The sequence below is a fragment of the Roseomonas sp. USHLN139 genome (assembly GCF_037145735.1).
In the GTDB taxonomy this organism is placed as follows: domain Bacteria; phylum Pseudomonadota; class Alphaproteobacteria; order Acetobacterales; family Acetobacteraceae; genus Pseudoroseomonas.
Map to the genome: position 1 here is coordinate 1,023,107 of NZ_JBBCWY010000001.1, position 14,187 is coordinate 1,037,293.

General features: G+C 70.9%; 10 protein-coding genes and 1 tRNA gene. 7 read left to right on the forward strand and 4 right to left on the reverse strand.

From position 1 onward, the window contains the following. Nucleotides 1-34: 34 nt before the first annotated feature. From WFI16_RS04790 to recJ, 4 genes are all read left to right on the forward strand, one after another. Nucleotides 35-1,264 carry an LL-diaminopimelate aminotransferase gene (locus WFI16_RS04790; RefSeq protein ID WP_419896647.1) on the forward strand — a complete coding sequence of 410 codons (1,230 nt, stop codon included), beginning with the start codon at nucleotides 35-37 and terminating at the stop codon, nucleotides 1,262-1,264. Continuing rightward, nucleotides 1,261-2,553, forward strand: coding sequence for a homoserine dehydrogenase (locus tag WFI16_RS04795; RefSeq protein ID WP_419896648.1), 1,293 nt, complete (start codon nucleotides 1,261-1,263; stop codon nucleotides 2,551-2,553). The genes WFI16_RS04790 and WFI16_RS04795 overlap by 4 nt, the downstream gene beginning before the upstream one ends. A 102-nt stretch (nucleotides 2,554-2,655) precedes the next feature. Further along, nucleotides 2,656-3,636, forward strand: a complete 981-nt coding sequence (glpX, locus tag WFI16_RS04800) for a class II fructose-bisphosphatase (RefSeq protein WP_419896649.1) — start codon at nucleotides 2,656-2,658, stop codon at nucleotides 3,634-3,636. Between the two features lie 7 nt (nucleotides 3,637-3,643). Beyond that, the gene (gene recJ / locus WFI16_RS04805; RefSeq protein WP_419896650.1) at nucleotides 3,644-5,422 is read left to right on the forward strand and encodes a single-stranded-DNA-specific exonuclease RecJ; all 1,779 of its coding nucleotides are present in this window, start codon (nucleotides 3,644-3,646) and stop codon (nucleotides 5,420-5,422) included. Nucleotides 5,423-5,626: 204 nt separating this feature from the next. On the opposite strand, the gene WFI16_RS04810 is transcribed toward recJ, so the two are convergent. Further along, nucleotides 5,627-5,702 (reverse strand) — tRNA-Glu (locus tag WFI16_RS04810). A 295-nt stretch (nucleotides 5,703-5,997) separates the two neighbouring features. Here WFI16_RS04810 and WFI16_RS04815 point away from each other — a divergent pair. From WFI16_RS04815 to WFI16_RS04825, 3 genes are all read left to right on the forward strand, one after another. Beyond that, nucleotides 5,998-6,225 carry a hypothetical protein gene (locus WFI16_RS04815; protein WP_419896651.1) on the forward strand — a complete coding sequence of 76 codons (228 nt, stop codon included), beginning with the start codon at nucleotides 5,998-6,000 and terminating at the stop codon, nucleotides 6,223-6,225. A 175-nt stretch (nucleotides 6,226-6,400) separates the two neighbouring features. Then, nucleotides 6,401-6,991 carry a chromate transporter gene (locus tag WFI16_RS04820; protein ID WP_419896652.1) on the forward strand — a complete coding sequence of 197 codons (591 nt, stop codon included), beginning with the start codon at nucleotides 6,401-6,403 and terminating at the stop codon, nucleotides 6,989-6,991. Beyond that, complete coding sequence (locus WFI16_RS04825) at nucleotides 6,988-7,515, forward strand: chromate transporter (protein WP_419896653.1); 528 nt, start codon at nucleotides 6,988-6,990, stop codon at nucleotides 7,513-7,515. Before WFI16_RS04820 ends, WFI16_RS04825 begins: the two co-directional genes overlap by 4 nt. Here WFI16_RS04825 and WFI16_RS04830 read toward each other — a convergent pair whose 3' ends face one another. The 3 genes from WFI16_RS04830 to WFI16_RS04840 form a co-directional block, all read right to left on the reverse strand. After that, nucleotides 7,516-7,869 carry a hypothetical protein gene (locus WFI16_RS04830; protein ID WP_419896654.1) on the reverse strand — a complete coding sequence of 118 codons (354 nt, stop codon included), beginning with the start codon at nucleotides 7,867-7,869 and terminating at the stop codon, nucleotides 7,516-7,518. It abuts the gene before it with no gap. A 118-nt stretch (nucleotides 7,870-7,987) separates the two neighbouring features. After that, a complete protein-coding gene (locus WFI16_RS04835) occupies nucleotides 7,988-11,080 on the reverse strand; it encodes an efflux RND transporter permease subunit (RefSeq protein WP_419896655.1) in 3,093 nt (1,030 codons plus the stop codon). 1 nt (nucleotide 11,081) lies between these two features. After that, nucleotides 11,082-14,183 carry an efflux RND transporter permease subunit gene (locus tag WFI16_RS04840; protein WP_419896656.1) on the reverse strand — a complete coding sequence of 1,034 codons (3,102 nt, stop codon included), beginning with the start codon at nucleotides 14,181-14,183 and terminating at the stop codon, nucleotides 11,082-11,084. Between the last annotated feature and the right edge of the window lie 4 nt (nucleotides 14,184-14,187).

Genomic DNA, 14,187 nt, shown 5'->3' on the forward strand with positions numbered 1-14,187 from the left:
CGCAGCTTTCGCCGCTTCTGTTGGACATCAGGTCATGACCGAGGACTTCCACCGCATCCGCCGCCTGCCGCCCTATGTCTTCGCCGAGGTGAACCAGGCAAAGGCCAAGGCACGCGCCGCGGCGGAGGACATCGTCGACCTGGGCATGGGCAACCCCGACAGCCCGACGCCGCCGCATATTGTCGCCAAGCTGATCGAGGCGGTGCAGAACCCCGACACGCATGGCTATTCGGCGTCGAAGGGCATCCCCGGCCTGCGCCGGGCGCTGGCCGCCTATTACGCCCGCCGCTTCAACGTCGAACTCGACCCTGAGACCGAGGTGGTGGCGACGCTGGGCTCGAAGGAAGGCCTGGCCAATCTCTCGGCCGCCATCACCTCGCCGGGCGACACCATCCTGGTGCCCAACCCGAGCTATCCGATCCACCAGTTCGGCTTCATCATCGCCGGCGCCTCGGTCCGCTCGATCCCGCATGCCCCGGGCGAGGAGATGCTGCAGGCGCTCGACCGCGCGGTGCGGCATTCGGTGCCGAAGCCGACCGCGCTGATCGTCAACTTCCCGTCCAACCCGACCGGGCTGATGGCCGGGCTCGATTTCTACCGCGAGATCATCGCCTTCGCGAAGAAGCACGAGATTTTTGTTCTTTCCGACCTGGCTTACGCGGAACTGTATTACGGGGATAAGGTGCCGCCCTCGATCCTCGAGGTGCCGGGCGCCAAGGACGTGGCGGTGGAATTCACCTCCATGTCGAAGACCTACAACATGGCCGGCTGGCGCATGGGCTTCGCCGCCGGCAACCGCAAGCTGATCGCCGCGCTGACCCGGGTGAAATCCTATCTCGACTACGGCGCCTTCACGCCGATCCAGGTCGCCTCGGTCGCCGCGCTGAACGGGCCGCAGGACTGCATCGAGGACATGCGCCGCCTCTACCGCGAGCGCCGCGACGTCCTCGTCAAGGGGCTGAAGCAGGCCGGCTGGGACGTGCCCGTGCCGGAGGCCGGCATGTTCGTCTGGGCCGAGATCCCCGAGCGCTTCCGCGCCCTCGGCTCGGTCGAGTTCAGCAAGCTGCTGCTGAACAAGGCCAAGGTCGCCGTGGCCCCGGGCCTCGGCTTCGGCGAGCATGGCGACACCCATGTCCGCATCGCCATGGTCGAGAACACCCACCGCATCCGCCAGGCGCTGCGCGGCATCCGCGGCTTCCTGGCCACCGACAATGGCGGCCCCGCCGCCGATTCCTCCGCCTCCGCTGAACTGGTAAAAGAATGACCCGTCCGCTTTCCGTCGCGGTCGCCGGCCTGGGTACGGTCGGCGCCGGCCTGCTCACCCTGCTGCGCGACAATGCCGAGCTGATCGCCGCCCGCGCCGGCCGGCCGATCGTGGTCACCGCCGTCGCCGCGCGCGACCGCAACCGCGACCGCGGCGTCTCGCTGGACGGGCTGCGCTGGTACGAGGATCCGGTGGCCATGGCCGCCGATGCCCAGGCCGATGTCATCGTCGAGCTGATCGGCGGCAGCGAGGGCCCGGCCCGCGCCCTGGTCGAGGCGGCGCTGGCCGCCGGCAAGCCGGTGGTGACCGCCAACAAGGCGCTGCTGGCGCTGCACGGCACCGCGCTGGCCGAGCGCGCCGAGGCGGCCAATGTGCCGCTCGCCTATGAGGCGGCGGTGGCGGGCGGCATCCCGGCGATCAAGGCGCTGCGCGAGGGGCTGGCGGCGAACGGCATCCGCCGTGTCACCGGCATCCTGAACGGCACCTGCAACTACATCCTGACCTGCATGCGCGAGCAGGGCCGCGAATTCGGCGATGTCCTCGCCGAGGCGCAGAAGCTCGGCTATGCCGAGGCCGATCCCTCCTTCGACATCGACGGCGTCGATGCGGCGCACAAGCTGGCGATCCTGGCCGCGCTCGCCTTCGGCCGGCCGGTCGATTTCCCCGCCGTGCATGTCGAGGGCATCCGCGCCGTCTCGGCGCTCGACATCCGGCTGGCCGACCAGCTCGGCTACCGCATCAAGCTGCTGGGCATCGCCGAGCGCACCGAGGCGGGCGTCGCCACCCGCGTGCATCCCTGCATGGTGCCGGCCAGCCACCCGATCGCCCGCGTCGATGGCGTCTTCAACGCGGTGGTCGCCGAGGGCGATTTCGTCGGCCGCGTCGTGCTGGAAGGCCGCGGCGCCGGTGCCGGGCCGACCGCCAGCGCGGTGGCCGCCGATCTGATCGACATCGCCCGCGGCCGCGCCACGCCGGTCTGGGGCGCCGCCGGCGCGGCGCTGAAGAGCATCGCCGCCGAGCCGATGGAGCACCACCACGGTGCCTACTACCTGCGGCTGATGGTGCTCGACCGCCCCGGCGTCATCGCCGACGTCACCGGCGTGCTGCGCGACCATGGCGTCAGCCTGGAATCGATGATCCAGCGCGGCCGCGCCCCGGGCGAGGCGGTGCCGGTGGTGCTGACCACCCATGCCTGCCGCGAATCCGCGATGCGCGCGGCGCTGTCGCGCATCGCTGCCCTCGAGGCGGTGCTGGAACCCCCGGCGCTGATCCGCATCGAAACCTTCTGAGCAGCGTTACCGGGGCAGTCCACGCGGCCCCGGCCTTCTCGATGACGTCTTCTCGATGACGTCTTCTTCCTGATGACGAGCCCGGCCCAAACAGGAGCTTCCATGCGCGACACCATCCCCGTCGACCGCAACCTTGCCCTCGAGCTGGTGCGGGTCACCGAGGCGGCAGCCCTGGCCGCCAGCCGCTGGATCGGCCGCGGCGACAAGAATGCCGCCGATGGCGCCGCGGTGGACGCCATGCGCCGCGCCTTCGACACGGTGGCCATCAGCGGCACCGTCGTCATCGGCGAGGGCGAGATGGACGAGGCGCCGATGCTCTATATCGGCGAGAAGATCGGCACCGGCGGTCCCAAGGTCGACATCGCCGTCGATCCGCTGGAAGGCACCACGATCTGCGCCACCGGCGGGCCGAACTCGATCGCGACGCTGGCCGTCGCCGAGGATGGCGGCTTCCTGCACGCGCCCGACATCTACATGGACAAGATCGCGGTGGGCCCGGGCCTGCCGGCCGGCGTGGTCGATCTCGACGCCTCGGTGGAGGAGAATCTCCGCGAGCTGGCCAAGGCCAAGAAGAGCGAGATCAACGATCTCGTCGTCTGCATCCTCGGCCGCGACCGGCACAAGGACATCATCAAGGCCTGCCGCGCCGCCGGCGCCCGCATCATGCTGATCCCCGACGGCGACGTCGCCGGCGTCATCGCGGTCAGCCAGCCGGAAGCCGGCGTCGACCTGTATCTGGGCTCGGGCGGCGCGCCGGAGGGCGTGCTCTCCGCCGCCGCGCTGCGCTGCATCGGCGGCCAGATGCAGGGCCGGCTGCTGTATGAGGATGACAGCCAGATCGCCCGCGCCCGCGAGATGGGCCTGACCGATCCGCACCGCAAGCTGAGCGCCGAGGACATGGCCAAGGGCGACGTGATGTTCGCGGCGACCGGCGTCACCTCCGGCCCGATGCTGCGCGGCGTCCGCCGCAGCGCCACCGTGGCCTATACGCATTCGATCATCATGCGCAGCAAGACCGGCACGGTCCGCTACATCGAGGCGCACCACAACTTCTCCCTGAAGCCGCGCGCCTTTGTCGATTGATCTGCCCGTGAACGACCCGGCGGAGGGGGCGGTGCTTGGCGTCGCCCGCTCCGCCCTCGGCCGGCGCTGGGTCTGGCGCCAGGGTGATGCCCGCATCGGCATGGCCATTGCCCAGCGCCTGGAGCTGCCCGAGCTGCTCGGCCAGCTGCTGGCCGCCCGTGGCGTCGGCGCCGACCAGGCCGCGCTGTTCCTGGAACCGACGCTGCGCGCCCTGATGCCCGATCCCTCGGTGCTGATGGACATGGACCGCGCCGCCGCCCGCCTGGCCCAGGCCGCGCGCGACCGCGAGCCGGTGGCGGTGTTCGGCGATTACGACGTCGATGGCGCCTGCGCCGGGGCGCTGATGACGCGCTTCCTGCGCGAGCTCGGCTGCCCCGTCCGCGCCTATGTGCCCGACCGGCTGAAGGAGGGCTACGGCCCTAACCCGACCGCCGTTGCCGCGCTCTGCGCCGAGGGCGCCACCCTGCTGGTCTGCGTCGATTGCGGCATCGCGGCGCATGACGCGCTGGCCGCCGCCCAGGGCCGCGCCGATGTGGTGGTGCTGGACCACCACAAGGCCGAGGGCCCGGTGCCGGTGGTGGCCGCCGCCGTCAATCCGAACCGGCTGGATTGCGAATCCGGGCTGCGGCATCTCTGCGCCGCGGCCGTCAGCTTCATGGCCGCCGTCGCAACCCTGCGCGAGCTGCGCCGCACCGGCTTCTTCGAGGGCCGCTCACCGCCCGACCTGCTCGGCTTCCTGGATCTGGTGGCGCTGGCCACGGTCTGCGACGTCATGCCGCTGGTCGGGCTGAACCGCGCCTTCGTCACGCAGGGCCTGAAGGTCATGGCGCGTGGCGAGCGCCCCGGCATCGCCGCCCTGCTGGACGTCGCCCAGGCGCGCGAGGCGCCCTCGGCCTATTCGCTGGGCTTTCTGCTCGGCCCGCGCATCAATGCCTCGGGCCGCATCGGCGAGCCGGATCTGGGGCTGAAGCTGCTGGCCTGCGACGACCCGGTGGAAGCCCGCGTCATGGCCGAGCGGCTCGACCTGGTGAACCGCCGCCGCCAGGAGGTGGAAAGCGAGGTGCTGGCCGCCGCCTTTGCCCAGGCCGAGGCCCAGGCGGAGGCCGGCCATCCCGCCCTGCTGATCGTCGGCGAGGGCTGGCATCCCGGCGTCGTCGGCATCGTCGCCGGGCGCGTGAAGGAAAAATTCAACCGGCCGACCTGCGTGGCGGGCGTGTCGGAGGGCCTGGCCAAGGGGTCCGGCCGCTCGGTGCCGGGTGTGGACCTGGGCGCTGCCGTCATCGCCGCGCGCCAGTCGGGCCTGCTGGCGACCGGCGGCGGCCATGCCATGGCGGCCGGCTTTTCCTTCAGCCTGGACCGGCGTGAGGAATTCCACGCCTTCCTCAACGAGCGCCTGGCGCATGCCGCCGAACTGCCCGGCAGCGCCGATCTGGTGGTCGATGGCACGCTGTTGCTGCCGGCGGCAAATGCGGCGCTGGCGCAGCAGGTGGCCCGCCTCGGCCCCTTCGGCGCCGGCAACGAGGAGCCGGTCTTCGTCTTCCCGCGCGTCCGCATCGCCCGCGCCGATAGGGTCGGCAAGGAGGGCAATACCATTCGCGCCTTCCTGGAAGGCGAGGGGGGAGGGCGGCTGAAGGCGGTCTGCTTCCGCGCCAAGGAGGGCCCGCTGGCCGAGCTGCTGCTGAACAGCCGGGGCAGCCCGGTCCACCTGGCCGGGGTGCTGCGCGCCGAGACCTGGAACGGCACCACCAGCGCCAGCCTGCATGTGCAGGACGGGGCGCCCGCCTGAGGGCCGGTGGCGTCCAGCCAGTGGCTGGGCGCCCCAGGAGCTGGGCCTGCGGCGGCGCTGGCAGGCACGCGCAGCCTGACGCATGCACCAGGACGGCCGAAAAGGACCACGGAGGTAAGGCAGGCAGTCCGGAGAGGAGAAGAGCAGGACACATCGCCGGATGCGTGCCGGCGAAGGTGGCCCTCAGGGCCGGTCCTGGAAGAATGGCATCCCCAACGGGATTCGAACCCGTGTTACCAACGTGAAAGGCTGGTGTCCTAGGCCTCTAGACGATGGGGACAAGGCCATTTTGCGTCGCCGCCGGGCAGCAGATGGACTGCCTGTCGGGACGGGCCGCTTACTAACGCAGCGGGCGGCCAGCGTCCAGCCCCGCCGGACCGGGGATGTGCAGAAAGCGCCGAATTTTCCGGTCGGTCCGCGGGGCAGCGATCCACCCGGCCGCTGCCAGGGCCAGCCATAATGCTGCCTTTTTTCGCGACCCCCGCAGCAACCTGTGATAGGAACCCGGCGTTCTGAAGCCATCGACTCACGCAGCGATTGTGACGAAGAGGTCGCAGATGCGGAACTTCCTGCCCATGCTCCTGGTGGCGGCTGGCCTGTGCAGCGCTTCCCTGATTGCCGGCACCGTGCTGGCCCAGAACACCCTGCTGCAGCAGGCCAGCGAGCTGATGCGGCTGGACGGTCTGCAGGATGACGGTCTGCAACGCCTGGCGCGCCAGGGCGGCGAGCCGTCGCGCGGCGCGCAGCTCGCCGGCCAGCTGGACGGGGTGCTGGTCAGCCCGGCCAACGCCGCCCCGCGCTGATTCTCGCGAGGTGCCGATCGCCGGCTGACGGCCGGGCCTGACCCTCTCCACCGGTCCTGCGAGGCCGGTCCTCCCCTGATTGCCAGATTCCTCCGCGCGCCTATCCTGGCTGCGGATCTCCACAGGGGGATCCGCGGCCGACGCTTGCGTCGGGCAGGGGGAGGGTCGTGGCGGCATGGAGGCAGCAAGGGAAGCACCGGGGCCCGACCTCGGGACGGCACCGCCGCCGGACTGCCTGCAGCTTTTCCTCGGCTTCCTCGGACTGGGGCTGATCGGCTTTGGCGGTGTGCTGCCGATGGCGCGCAGCATGCTGGTCGAGCGGCGGCGCTGGCTGACCGCCGAGCAGTTCACCGAGATGCTCGGCCTCTGCCAGTTCCTGCCGGGCGGCAATATCATCAACCTCTCGGTCGCGGTGGGGCTGGATTTCCGCGGCATCCCCGGGGCGGCGGCGGCGCTGTTCGGCCTGGTCGCCGGGCCCACCGCCGTCGTCATCGGCCTGGGCGTCGTCTATGACCGCTACAGCGACGATCCGATGCTGCAGCATCTCTTCGCCGGGCTGGCCGCGGCGGCGGCCGGGCTGCTGGTGGCCACCGCGGTGAAGATGCTGGTGCCGCTGCGCCGCAACCTGCCGGCGCTGCTGGTGGTGGCGCTCAGCATCATCGCCATCGCCTGGCTGCGGCTGCCGCTGCTGCCCAGCATGATGCTGCTGGCGCCGCTCAGCATCTTCCTCAGCTGGCGCTTCCCGGCCGGGGCACTGCGGCGATGAGCACGCTTGTCGCGCTGGCGGTGATCTTCACCCAGCTCTCGCTGCTGGCCTTCGGCGGCGGCAACACCATCCTGCCGGAGATGCAGCGCCAGGTCGTGCAGGTGCATGGCTGGATGTCGGCGCAGGATTTCTCGGCGCTCTTCGCCCTGGCCCAGGCGGCGCCGGGGCCGAACATGATGGTGGTGCCGCTAATCGGCTGGCACGTCGCCGGCTGGCCGGGGCTGCTGGTCTCCTCGGTCGCCAAGTTCGGGCCGTCCTCGCTGCTGACCGGCGTGGTGCTCGGGCTGTGGCGGCGCTTCAAGGACCGGCCCTGGCGCCGCGTGGTGCAGAGCGGCCTGGTGCCGATGACGGTCGGCCTGGTCGCCGCCAGCGCCATCCTGATCACCCAGGCCACCGACCACAGCTGGGGGCTGTTCCTGATCACCGGCGTGGTCGCCGCCGCCAGCCTGGGGACAAAGCTGCATCCGCTCTGGCTGCTGGCCGGCGGCGCGGTGGCGGGGCTGGCCGGGCTCGGCGCCGCCTGATCAGTCGCGCCGCGGCGCCGGCCGGCCGCGCGGCTGGCGCTGCGCCGGGGTCGGGCGCCGCACCGGATGGCTGATGCGCCCCTCGGGCTTGTCCTGCTCGAAGGCCAGCTTGCTGGCCGGTTGCCGGCAATGGCGGCAGCGCAGCCGGCCGGCCAGGTCGCGCACCGTCATCTCGCCGCGGGCTTCCAGCACCTCTTCCACGCAGAGCAACTTCTCCCGCGGGCAGCCGGGATTGCCGCAGCGGGTGCGCAGCGCCCAGCCGCGCCAGTAGGAGAGCGGGCTGTCCAGCATGCGATCGGCCGTCGGGCCGACGAAGGGCAGGGCGGCATCGGCATAAGCGAGGCGGTTGGACATGGCCTGGCTCCCTCGGCGGCGTCTGGGGGAGGGGGAGTGAAGCCGCCGGTGTCCCGGAAGATAGGAATGGAACAGACCAAGAACAAGAAAAATCCGCCCGGCGCGGGGGCGCGGCGGCTCAGGCCACCGCGCGCCGCCGCTGCCGGCGCTGCCGCAGCCGCTCCAGCGCCAGGTAGATGACCGGCGTGGTGTAGAGGGTGAGCAGCTGCGAGACGAGCATGCCGCCGATGATGGCGATGCCCAGCGGCTGGCGCATCTCGGCCCCCGTCCCGGTGCCGAAGGCCAGCGGCACGGCGCCGAACAGCGCGGCCAGCGTGGTCATCAGGATCGGCCGGAAGCGGTCGCGGCAGGCGGCCAGGATCGAGGCCTCGGCATCCGCCCCTTCGTCGCGCGCATGTTCGAGGGCGAAATCCACCATCATGATGGCGTTCTTCTTGACGATGCCCATCAGCAGGATGACGCCGATCAGCGCGATCACGGTGAAGGGCGTCCCGGTCGCCAGCAGCGCCAGCAGCGCGCCGATGCCGGCCGTCGGCAGGGTCGACAGGATGGTCAGCGGGTGCAGGTAGCTCTCATAGAGCACGCCCAGCACGATATAGATCGACAGGATCGCCGCCAGGATCAGCAGCGGCTGGTCGCGCGAGAAGGCCTGGAAGGCCGCGGCATTGCCGCCGTATTCCGAGCGGATGCCGGCCGGCAGGTCGAGCGTCGCCTCCACCTCGCGCAGCCGCGCCTGCGCCTCGCCCAGCGAGACATTGCCCGGCAGGTTGAAGCTGATCGAGGCCGCCGGGAACTGGCTGCGATGGGTGACGCGCAGTGGCGCCATGTCGCGGGTCAGCCGGGCCACCGCCGTCAGCGGCACCTGTGCCCCGTCGCGGCCGGGCAGGAAGATGCGCGCCAGCTGCGTCGCATCCTGGGTCATCGCCGGGTCGATCTCCAGCACCACATTGTACTGGTTGCGGGTGGCGTAGATGGTCGAGACCTGGCGCTGCGAAAAGGCGTTGTTCAGCGCCGCCCCCAGCGCCGTCATCGAGACGCCGAGGCGGGCCGCCGCGTCGCGGTCGACGACCAGCTTGTTGACCAGCCCGCCGCGCTCCTGGTCGGAGGAGACGTCGAAGAAGCCGGGCGTGGTGCGCAGCGCCTCGACCATCTGGTTCGAGGCCTCGCGCAGCGCGTCCAGGTCGCTGCCGAGCAGCACGAAGGAATATTGCGAATCCCCTGGCCGGCCACCGATGAACAGGTCCTGCTGGGAGCGCAGGAAGACCGAGGCGCCAGGGATCCGCCCGAGCGGCGCGCGCAGCCGGTCGATCACCTGGGCGGCGGTGACGCCGCGCTCCTCCACCGGCTTCAGGGTGATGTAGAACTGGCCGGAATTGCTGCCCGATCCGCCGAAGCCGCCGCCGATCTGGCCGCCGATGCTGGCGATGGCCGGGTCGCGCAGCAGCACCGCCGTCACCTGCTCCATCAGGCCGCTCATCCGGGCGAAGGAAGTGTCGGGGGCGGCGCGAACGGAGCCCGCCAGCAGGCCGGTATCCTGCTCGGGAAAGAAGCCCTTCGGCACCACCATATAGAGCCAGACGGTCAGCCCGACGAGGCCCAGGCAGAACAGCAGCATGGTCTTGCGCCAGCGCAGCACCACCCTGAGGCTGCGCATATAGCCCGAGACCACGGCGTCCATGGCGCGCTCGAAATGGCGGCCGAACCAGCCGGGCGGGCGTTCCTGCTCGCCGCGGTCGAGGCGGGCGGCCAGCATCGGCGTCAGCGTCAGCGACAGCACCGCCGAGATGGCGACCGCGATGGCCAGCGTCGCCGAGAACTCCCGGAACAGCCGGCCGACGATGCCGCCCATGGCCAGCAGCGGCACGAAGACGGCGATCAGCGAGACGGTGATCGAGACGATGGTGAAGCCGATCTGCCGCGCCCCTTCCAGCGCCGCTTCCATCGGCGCCAGGCCGCGGGCGCGCATGCGCGCCATGTTCTCCAGCATGACGATGGCGTCGTCGACGACGAAGCCGACCGAGATGGTCAGCGCCATCAGCGAGAAATTGTTGAGCGAATAGCCCAGCTGCCAGATGACGAAGAGCGTGCCGAACAGCGACAGCGGCACCGTCACGCTGGCCGCCAGCACGGGCCCGAGCCGGCGCAGGAAGACCGCCACCACCATGACCACCAGGGCGATGGTGATCAGCAGGGTCAGCTCGACCTCCTCGACACTGGCATGGATGGTGCCGGAGCGGTCGCTCATCACCTCGATCCGGGTGCCGCCGGGCACCCAGGATTGCAGCTTCGGCAGCATGGCCTGCACGCCGTCGACGACATCCAGCACATTGGCGTCGGCCTGCTTGAAGACCATCATCAGGATGGCCGGGCGCTGGTTGAACCAGGCGATCTGCCGGCTGCTGGCGGCGCCCTCGCTGATTCGGGCGATGCGGGAGAGGCGCAGCAGCGCGCCGTCCTGCGCCTGCACCGACAGCGTCTCGTATTGCGGCGCGCGGCTGAGGCGGTCGTTGACCCGGATGCTGGCCGCCTGCTCCTCGCCATCGATCAGCCCGACCGGCTGGGTGACATTGGCCGCCTGGATGGCGGTGCGGATGTCGTCCAGCGCCAGGCCGGCGGCGGCGGCGGCGTTCGGGTCGACGGCGATGCGCACGGCGGGCTTGGCGGCGCCCGCCACCTGCACCTGGGCGACGCCCGGGATCTGCGACAGGCGCTGCGCCACGATGCTGTCGGCGGCGTCATACAGCGCGGCCCGCGTCAGCGTGTCCGAGGTCATCGCCAGGATCAGCACCGGCGCATCGGCCGGGTTGACCTTGCGCACCGAGGGCGGGTTGGGCAGGCCGGCGGGCAGGTCCTCGCGCGCCGCGTTCACCGCCGCCTGCACGTCGCGCGCGGCGCTGGCCTGGGTGCGCGACAGGTCGAACTGGATGATGATGTTGCCGCTGCCGGTCGAGGCCGAGGACGTCATCTCGGTGATGCCCTGGATGCCGCCGATATGGCGCTCCAGCGGCGCGATCACCGTCGCCGCCAGCGTCTCCGGATTGGCGCCGGGCTGGTTGACGCTGACGAAGAGGGTGGGCAGGTCGACCCGCGGCATGGCGGAGACCGGCAGCTCCTTCAGCGCCATCAGCCCGGCCAGCAGCAGGCCGAGCGACAGCAGCAGCGTCGCGATCGGCCGCCGCACGAAGGGGGCGGAGATGTTGAAGCTGGCCATGCTACTCGGCCGCGCCCGGCTGCGGATGCGCCTGCCAGCGCCGCGCGATCGCCTCGCGGATTTTTTCCAAGGCCAGGTAGATGGCGGGCGTGGTGTAGAGCGTCACCAGCTGGCTCAGCAGCAGCCCGCCGACGATGGAGACGCCGAGCGGCAGGCGCAGCTCCGACCCCGTGCCCGATTGCAGCACCAGCGGCAGGGCGCCGAGCAGGGCGGCGGCGGTGGTCATCATGATCGGCCGGAAGCGCATCAGGCTGGCCTCGACGATGGCGTCATAGGCCGGGCGGCCATGGTCGCGCTGCGCCTCCAGGGCGAAGTCGATCATCATGATGGCGTTCTTCTTGACGATGCCCATCAGCAGGATGATGCCGATCAGCCCGACCACCGACAGGTCCAGCCCCCAGATCCGCAGCGCCAGCAGCGCCCCGATGCCGGCCGAGGGCAGGGTGGAGAGGATGGTGATCGGGTGGAACAGGCTCTCATAGAGAACGCCGAGCACGATGTAGATCACCACCACGGCGGCCAGGATAAGCCAGGGCTGGCCGGCCAGCGCGCTGTTGAACTCGGCGGCGTCGCCGGCGAAGCGGCCGGTGATGGTCTCGGGCAGGCCGATCTGCTGCTCGGCGGCGCGGATCGCCGTGACCGCCTCGCCCAGCGACAGGCCAGGGGCCAGGTTGAAGCTGAAGGTCACCGCCGGGAACTGGTTCTCGCGGGTCACCAGCAGCGGGCCACGGCCGCGGCCGACGCTGGCGACGGCGCCAAGCGGCACCTCGATGCTGTCGCGCCCGGTGACGCGCAGATTGGCGAGCAGCGCCGGGTCCGGGGCGGTGGCGCCGGCCAGCTCCAGCACCACGCGGTACTGGTTGCTCTGGCCATAGATGGTCGAGATCTGCCGCTGGCCGAAGGCATTGTAGAGGGCATTGTCGATGGCCTGCAGCGTCACGCCGAGCCGTGCCGCCGCGTCGCGGTCCACGGTGACCTGCAGCTGCAGCCCGTCCTCGCGCTGGTCGCTGGCGATGTCGCGCAGGCCCGGCATCGCCTGCATCGCCTGCAGCATGCGCGGCGCCCAGGCCGAGAGGGTCGCGGCATCGGCGTCGAACAGCGTGTACTGGTACTGGGTGGTGGCGACGCGGGCGCTGATCTGGATGTCCTGCACCGCCTGCGGCCAGCTGGCCAGGCCCGGGATGCCGTCCAGCTTCGGCTGCAGCCGGTCGATCACCGCCTGGGCGTCCTCGCGCTCGCCGCGCGGCTTCAGCACCGCCATGATGCGGCCGGTGTTCTGCGTGGTGTTGACCGAGCCGGCGCCGGCCACCGCGGTGACCGAGGCGACCGCCGGGTCCTGCCGCAGCACCGTCGCCGCCTCGCCCAGCAGGCGGGAGACGCGGGCGAAGGAGGCATCCTGCGGCGCCTCCGCCGTGATGCGGATCAGCCCGGTATCCTGCACCGGCAGGAAGCCCTTGGGCATGACGACATAGAGCCAGGCGGTGGCGACGACCGAGAGGGTGGCGATGGCCAGCGTCAGCGCCTGGTGGTTCAGCGACCAGCGCAGCGAGCGGCCATAGCCCTGGCGCATCCGCTCGAAGCCGGCCTCGGTCCAGCGGATGGCGAAGTTCGGGCGGCGCTCGCCATGCGGGCGCAGCAGCAGCGCGCACATCATCGGCGTCAGCGTCAGCGACACCACCAGCGAGACGAGGACAGCCGCCGTCAGCGTCTCGGCGAACTCCCGGAACAGCCGGCCGACCACGCCCTCCATGAACAGCAGCGGGATGAAGACGGCGATCAGCGACAGGCTGAGCGAGACGATGGTGAAGGCGATCTGCTTCGCCCCCTCGAAGGCCGCCTCGAGCGGTTTCTTCCCTTCCTCCATCAGCCGGACGATGTTCTCGATCATGACGATCGCGTCGTCGACGACGAAGCCGGTGGCGACGACCAGCGCCATCAGCGAGAGATTGTCGAGCGAATAGCCCATCAGCGACATCACGCCGAAGGTGCCGATGATCGACAGCGGCAGTGACACGGCGGGCACCAGCGTCGCCCGCCCGCTGCCCAGGAACAGGTAGATCACGGCGACGACGAGGGCGACCGACAGCACCAGGGTGAACTGCACCTCATGGACGCTGGCGCGGATGGTCTCGGTGCGGTCGCTGACGACGGCGAGCTCGGCGCCCGGCGGCAGACCGGCCTGCAGGCTCGGCAGCAGGGTGCGGATGCGCTCCACCGTCTCGACGATATTGGCGCCGGGCTGGCGCTGCACGTCGATCAGCACGGCGGGCCGGCCATTGAACCAGGCGCCGTTGCGGTTGTTTTCCAATCCGTCGGTGGCTTCGCCGACATCGCGCAGCCGGACCGGCGAGCCGTTGCGCCAAGCGAGAATGATGTCGCCGAAGGCGGCCGGGGCGGTGATCTGGTCGTTGGCCTCGATGGTCGAGGCCTGCAGCGGCCCGTCCAGCGAGCCCTTCGGCGAATTCTGGTTGGCGGCGACGATGGCGGTGCGCACCGTCTCCAGCCCGATGCCATAGGCGGCGAGCCGTGCCGCATCCAGCTTCAGCCGCACGGCCGGGCGCATATTGCCCTGCACGGTGACGCGGCCGACGCCGCTGGCCTGGGCCAGGCGCTGCGCCAGCAGCGTGTCGGCGACGTCGCTGAGCCGGGTAATCGGCAGGCTGTCGGAGGTCAGCGCGAAGGTGATGATGGCGGGATCGGCCGGGTTCACCTTCGAATAGACCGGCGGATAGGGCAGGGTGCTGGGCAGCGTGCCGCGCGCCGCGTCGAGCGCCGCCTGCACGTCCTGCGAGGCCGCGTCGAGGCTTTTCTCCAGGTCGAACTGCAAGGTGACGCGGGACACGCCGGGCCCGCTGACCGAGCTCATCGTGGTCAGGCCGGAAATCTGCGCGAATTGCCGCTCCAGCGAGGCGGTGACCAGCACGGCCACCGTCTCCGGCGAGGCGCCGGGCAGCTGCGTCACCACCTCGATGGTCGGGAAATCGACCTGCGGCAGGGCAGAGACCGTCAGGCGCAGATAGCCGAAGGCACCCCAGAGCAGCATGGCGACCGCCAGCAGCGTGGTCGCCACCGGCCGCGCGATGAAGGGGGCGGAGAGGTTCACTTCG

Coding starts and splice junctions, on each gene's coding strand:
- WFI16_RS04830 (WP_419896654.1), bottom strand. CDS start 7,869: ATGTCCAACCGCCTCGCTTATGCCGATGCCGCCCTGCCCTTCGTCGGC.
- WFI16_RS04825 (WP_419896653.1), top strand. CDS start 6,988: ATGAGCACGCTTGTCGCGCTGGCGGTGATCTTCACCCAGCTCTCGCTG.
- WFI16_RS04790 (WP_419896647.1), top strand. CDS start 35: ATGACCGAGGACTTCCACCGCATCCGCCGCCTGCCGCCCTATGTCTTC.
- WFI16_RS04795 (WP_419896648.1), top strand. CDS start 1,261: ATGACCCGTCCGCTTTCCGTCGCGGTCGCCGGCCTGGGTACGGTCGGC.
- WFI16_RS04815 (WP_419896651.1), top strand. CDS start 5,998: ATGCTCCTGGTGGCGGCTGGCCTGTGCAGCGCTTCCCTGATTGCCGGC.
- WFI16_RS04820 (WP_419896652.1), top strand. CDS start 6,401: ATGGAGGCAGCAAGGGAAGCACCGGGGCCCGACCTCGGGACGGCACCG.
- glpX (WP_419896649.1), top strand. CDS start 2,656: ATGCGCGACACCATCCCCGTCGACCGCAACCTTGCCCTCGAGCTGGTG.
- WFI16_RS04835 (WP_419896655.1), bottom strand. CDS start 11,080: ATGGCCAGCTTCAACATCTCCGCCCCCTTCGTGCGGCGGCCGATCGCG.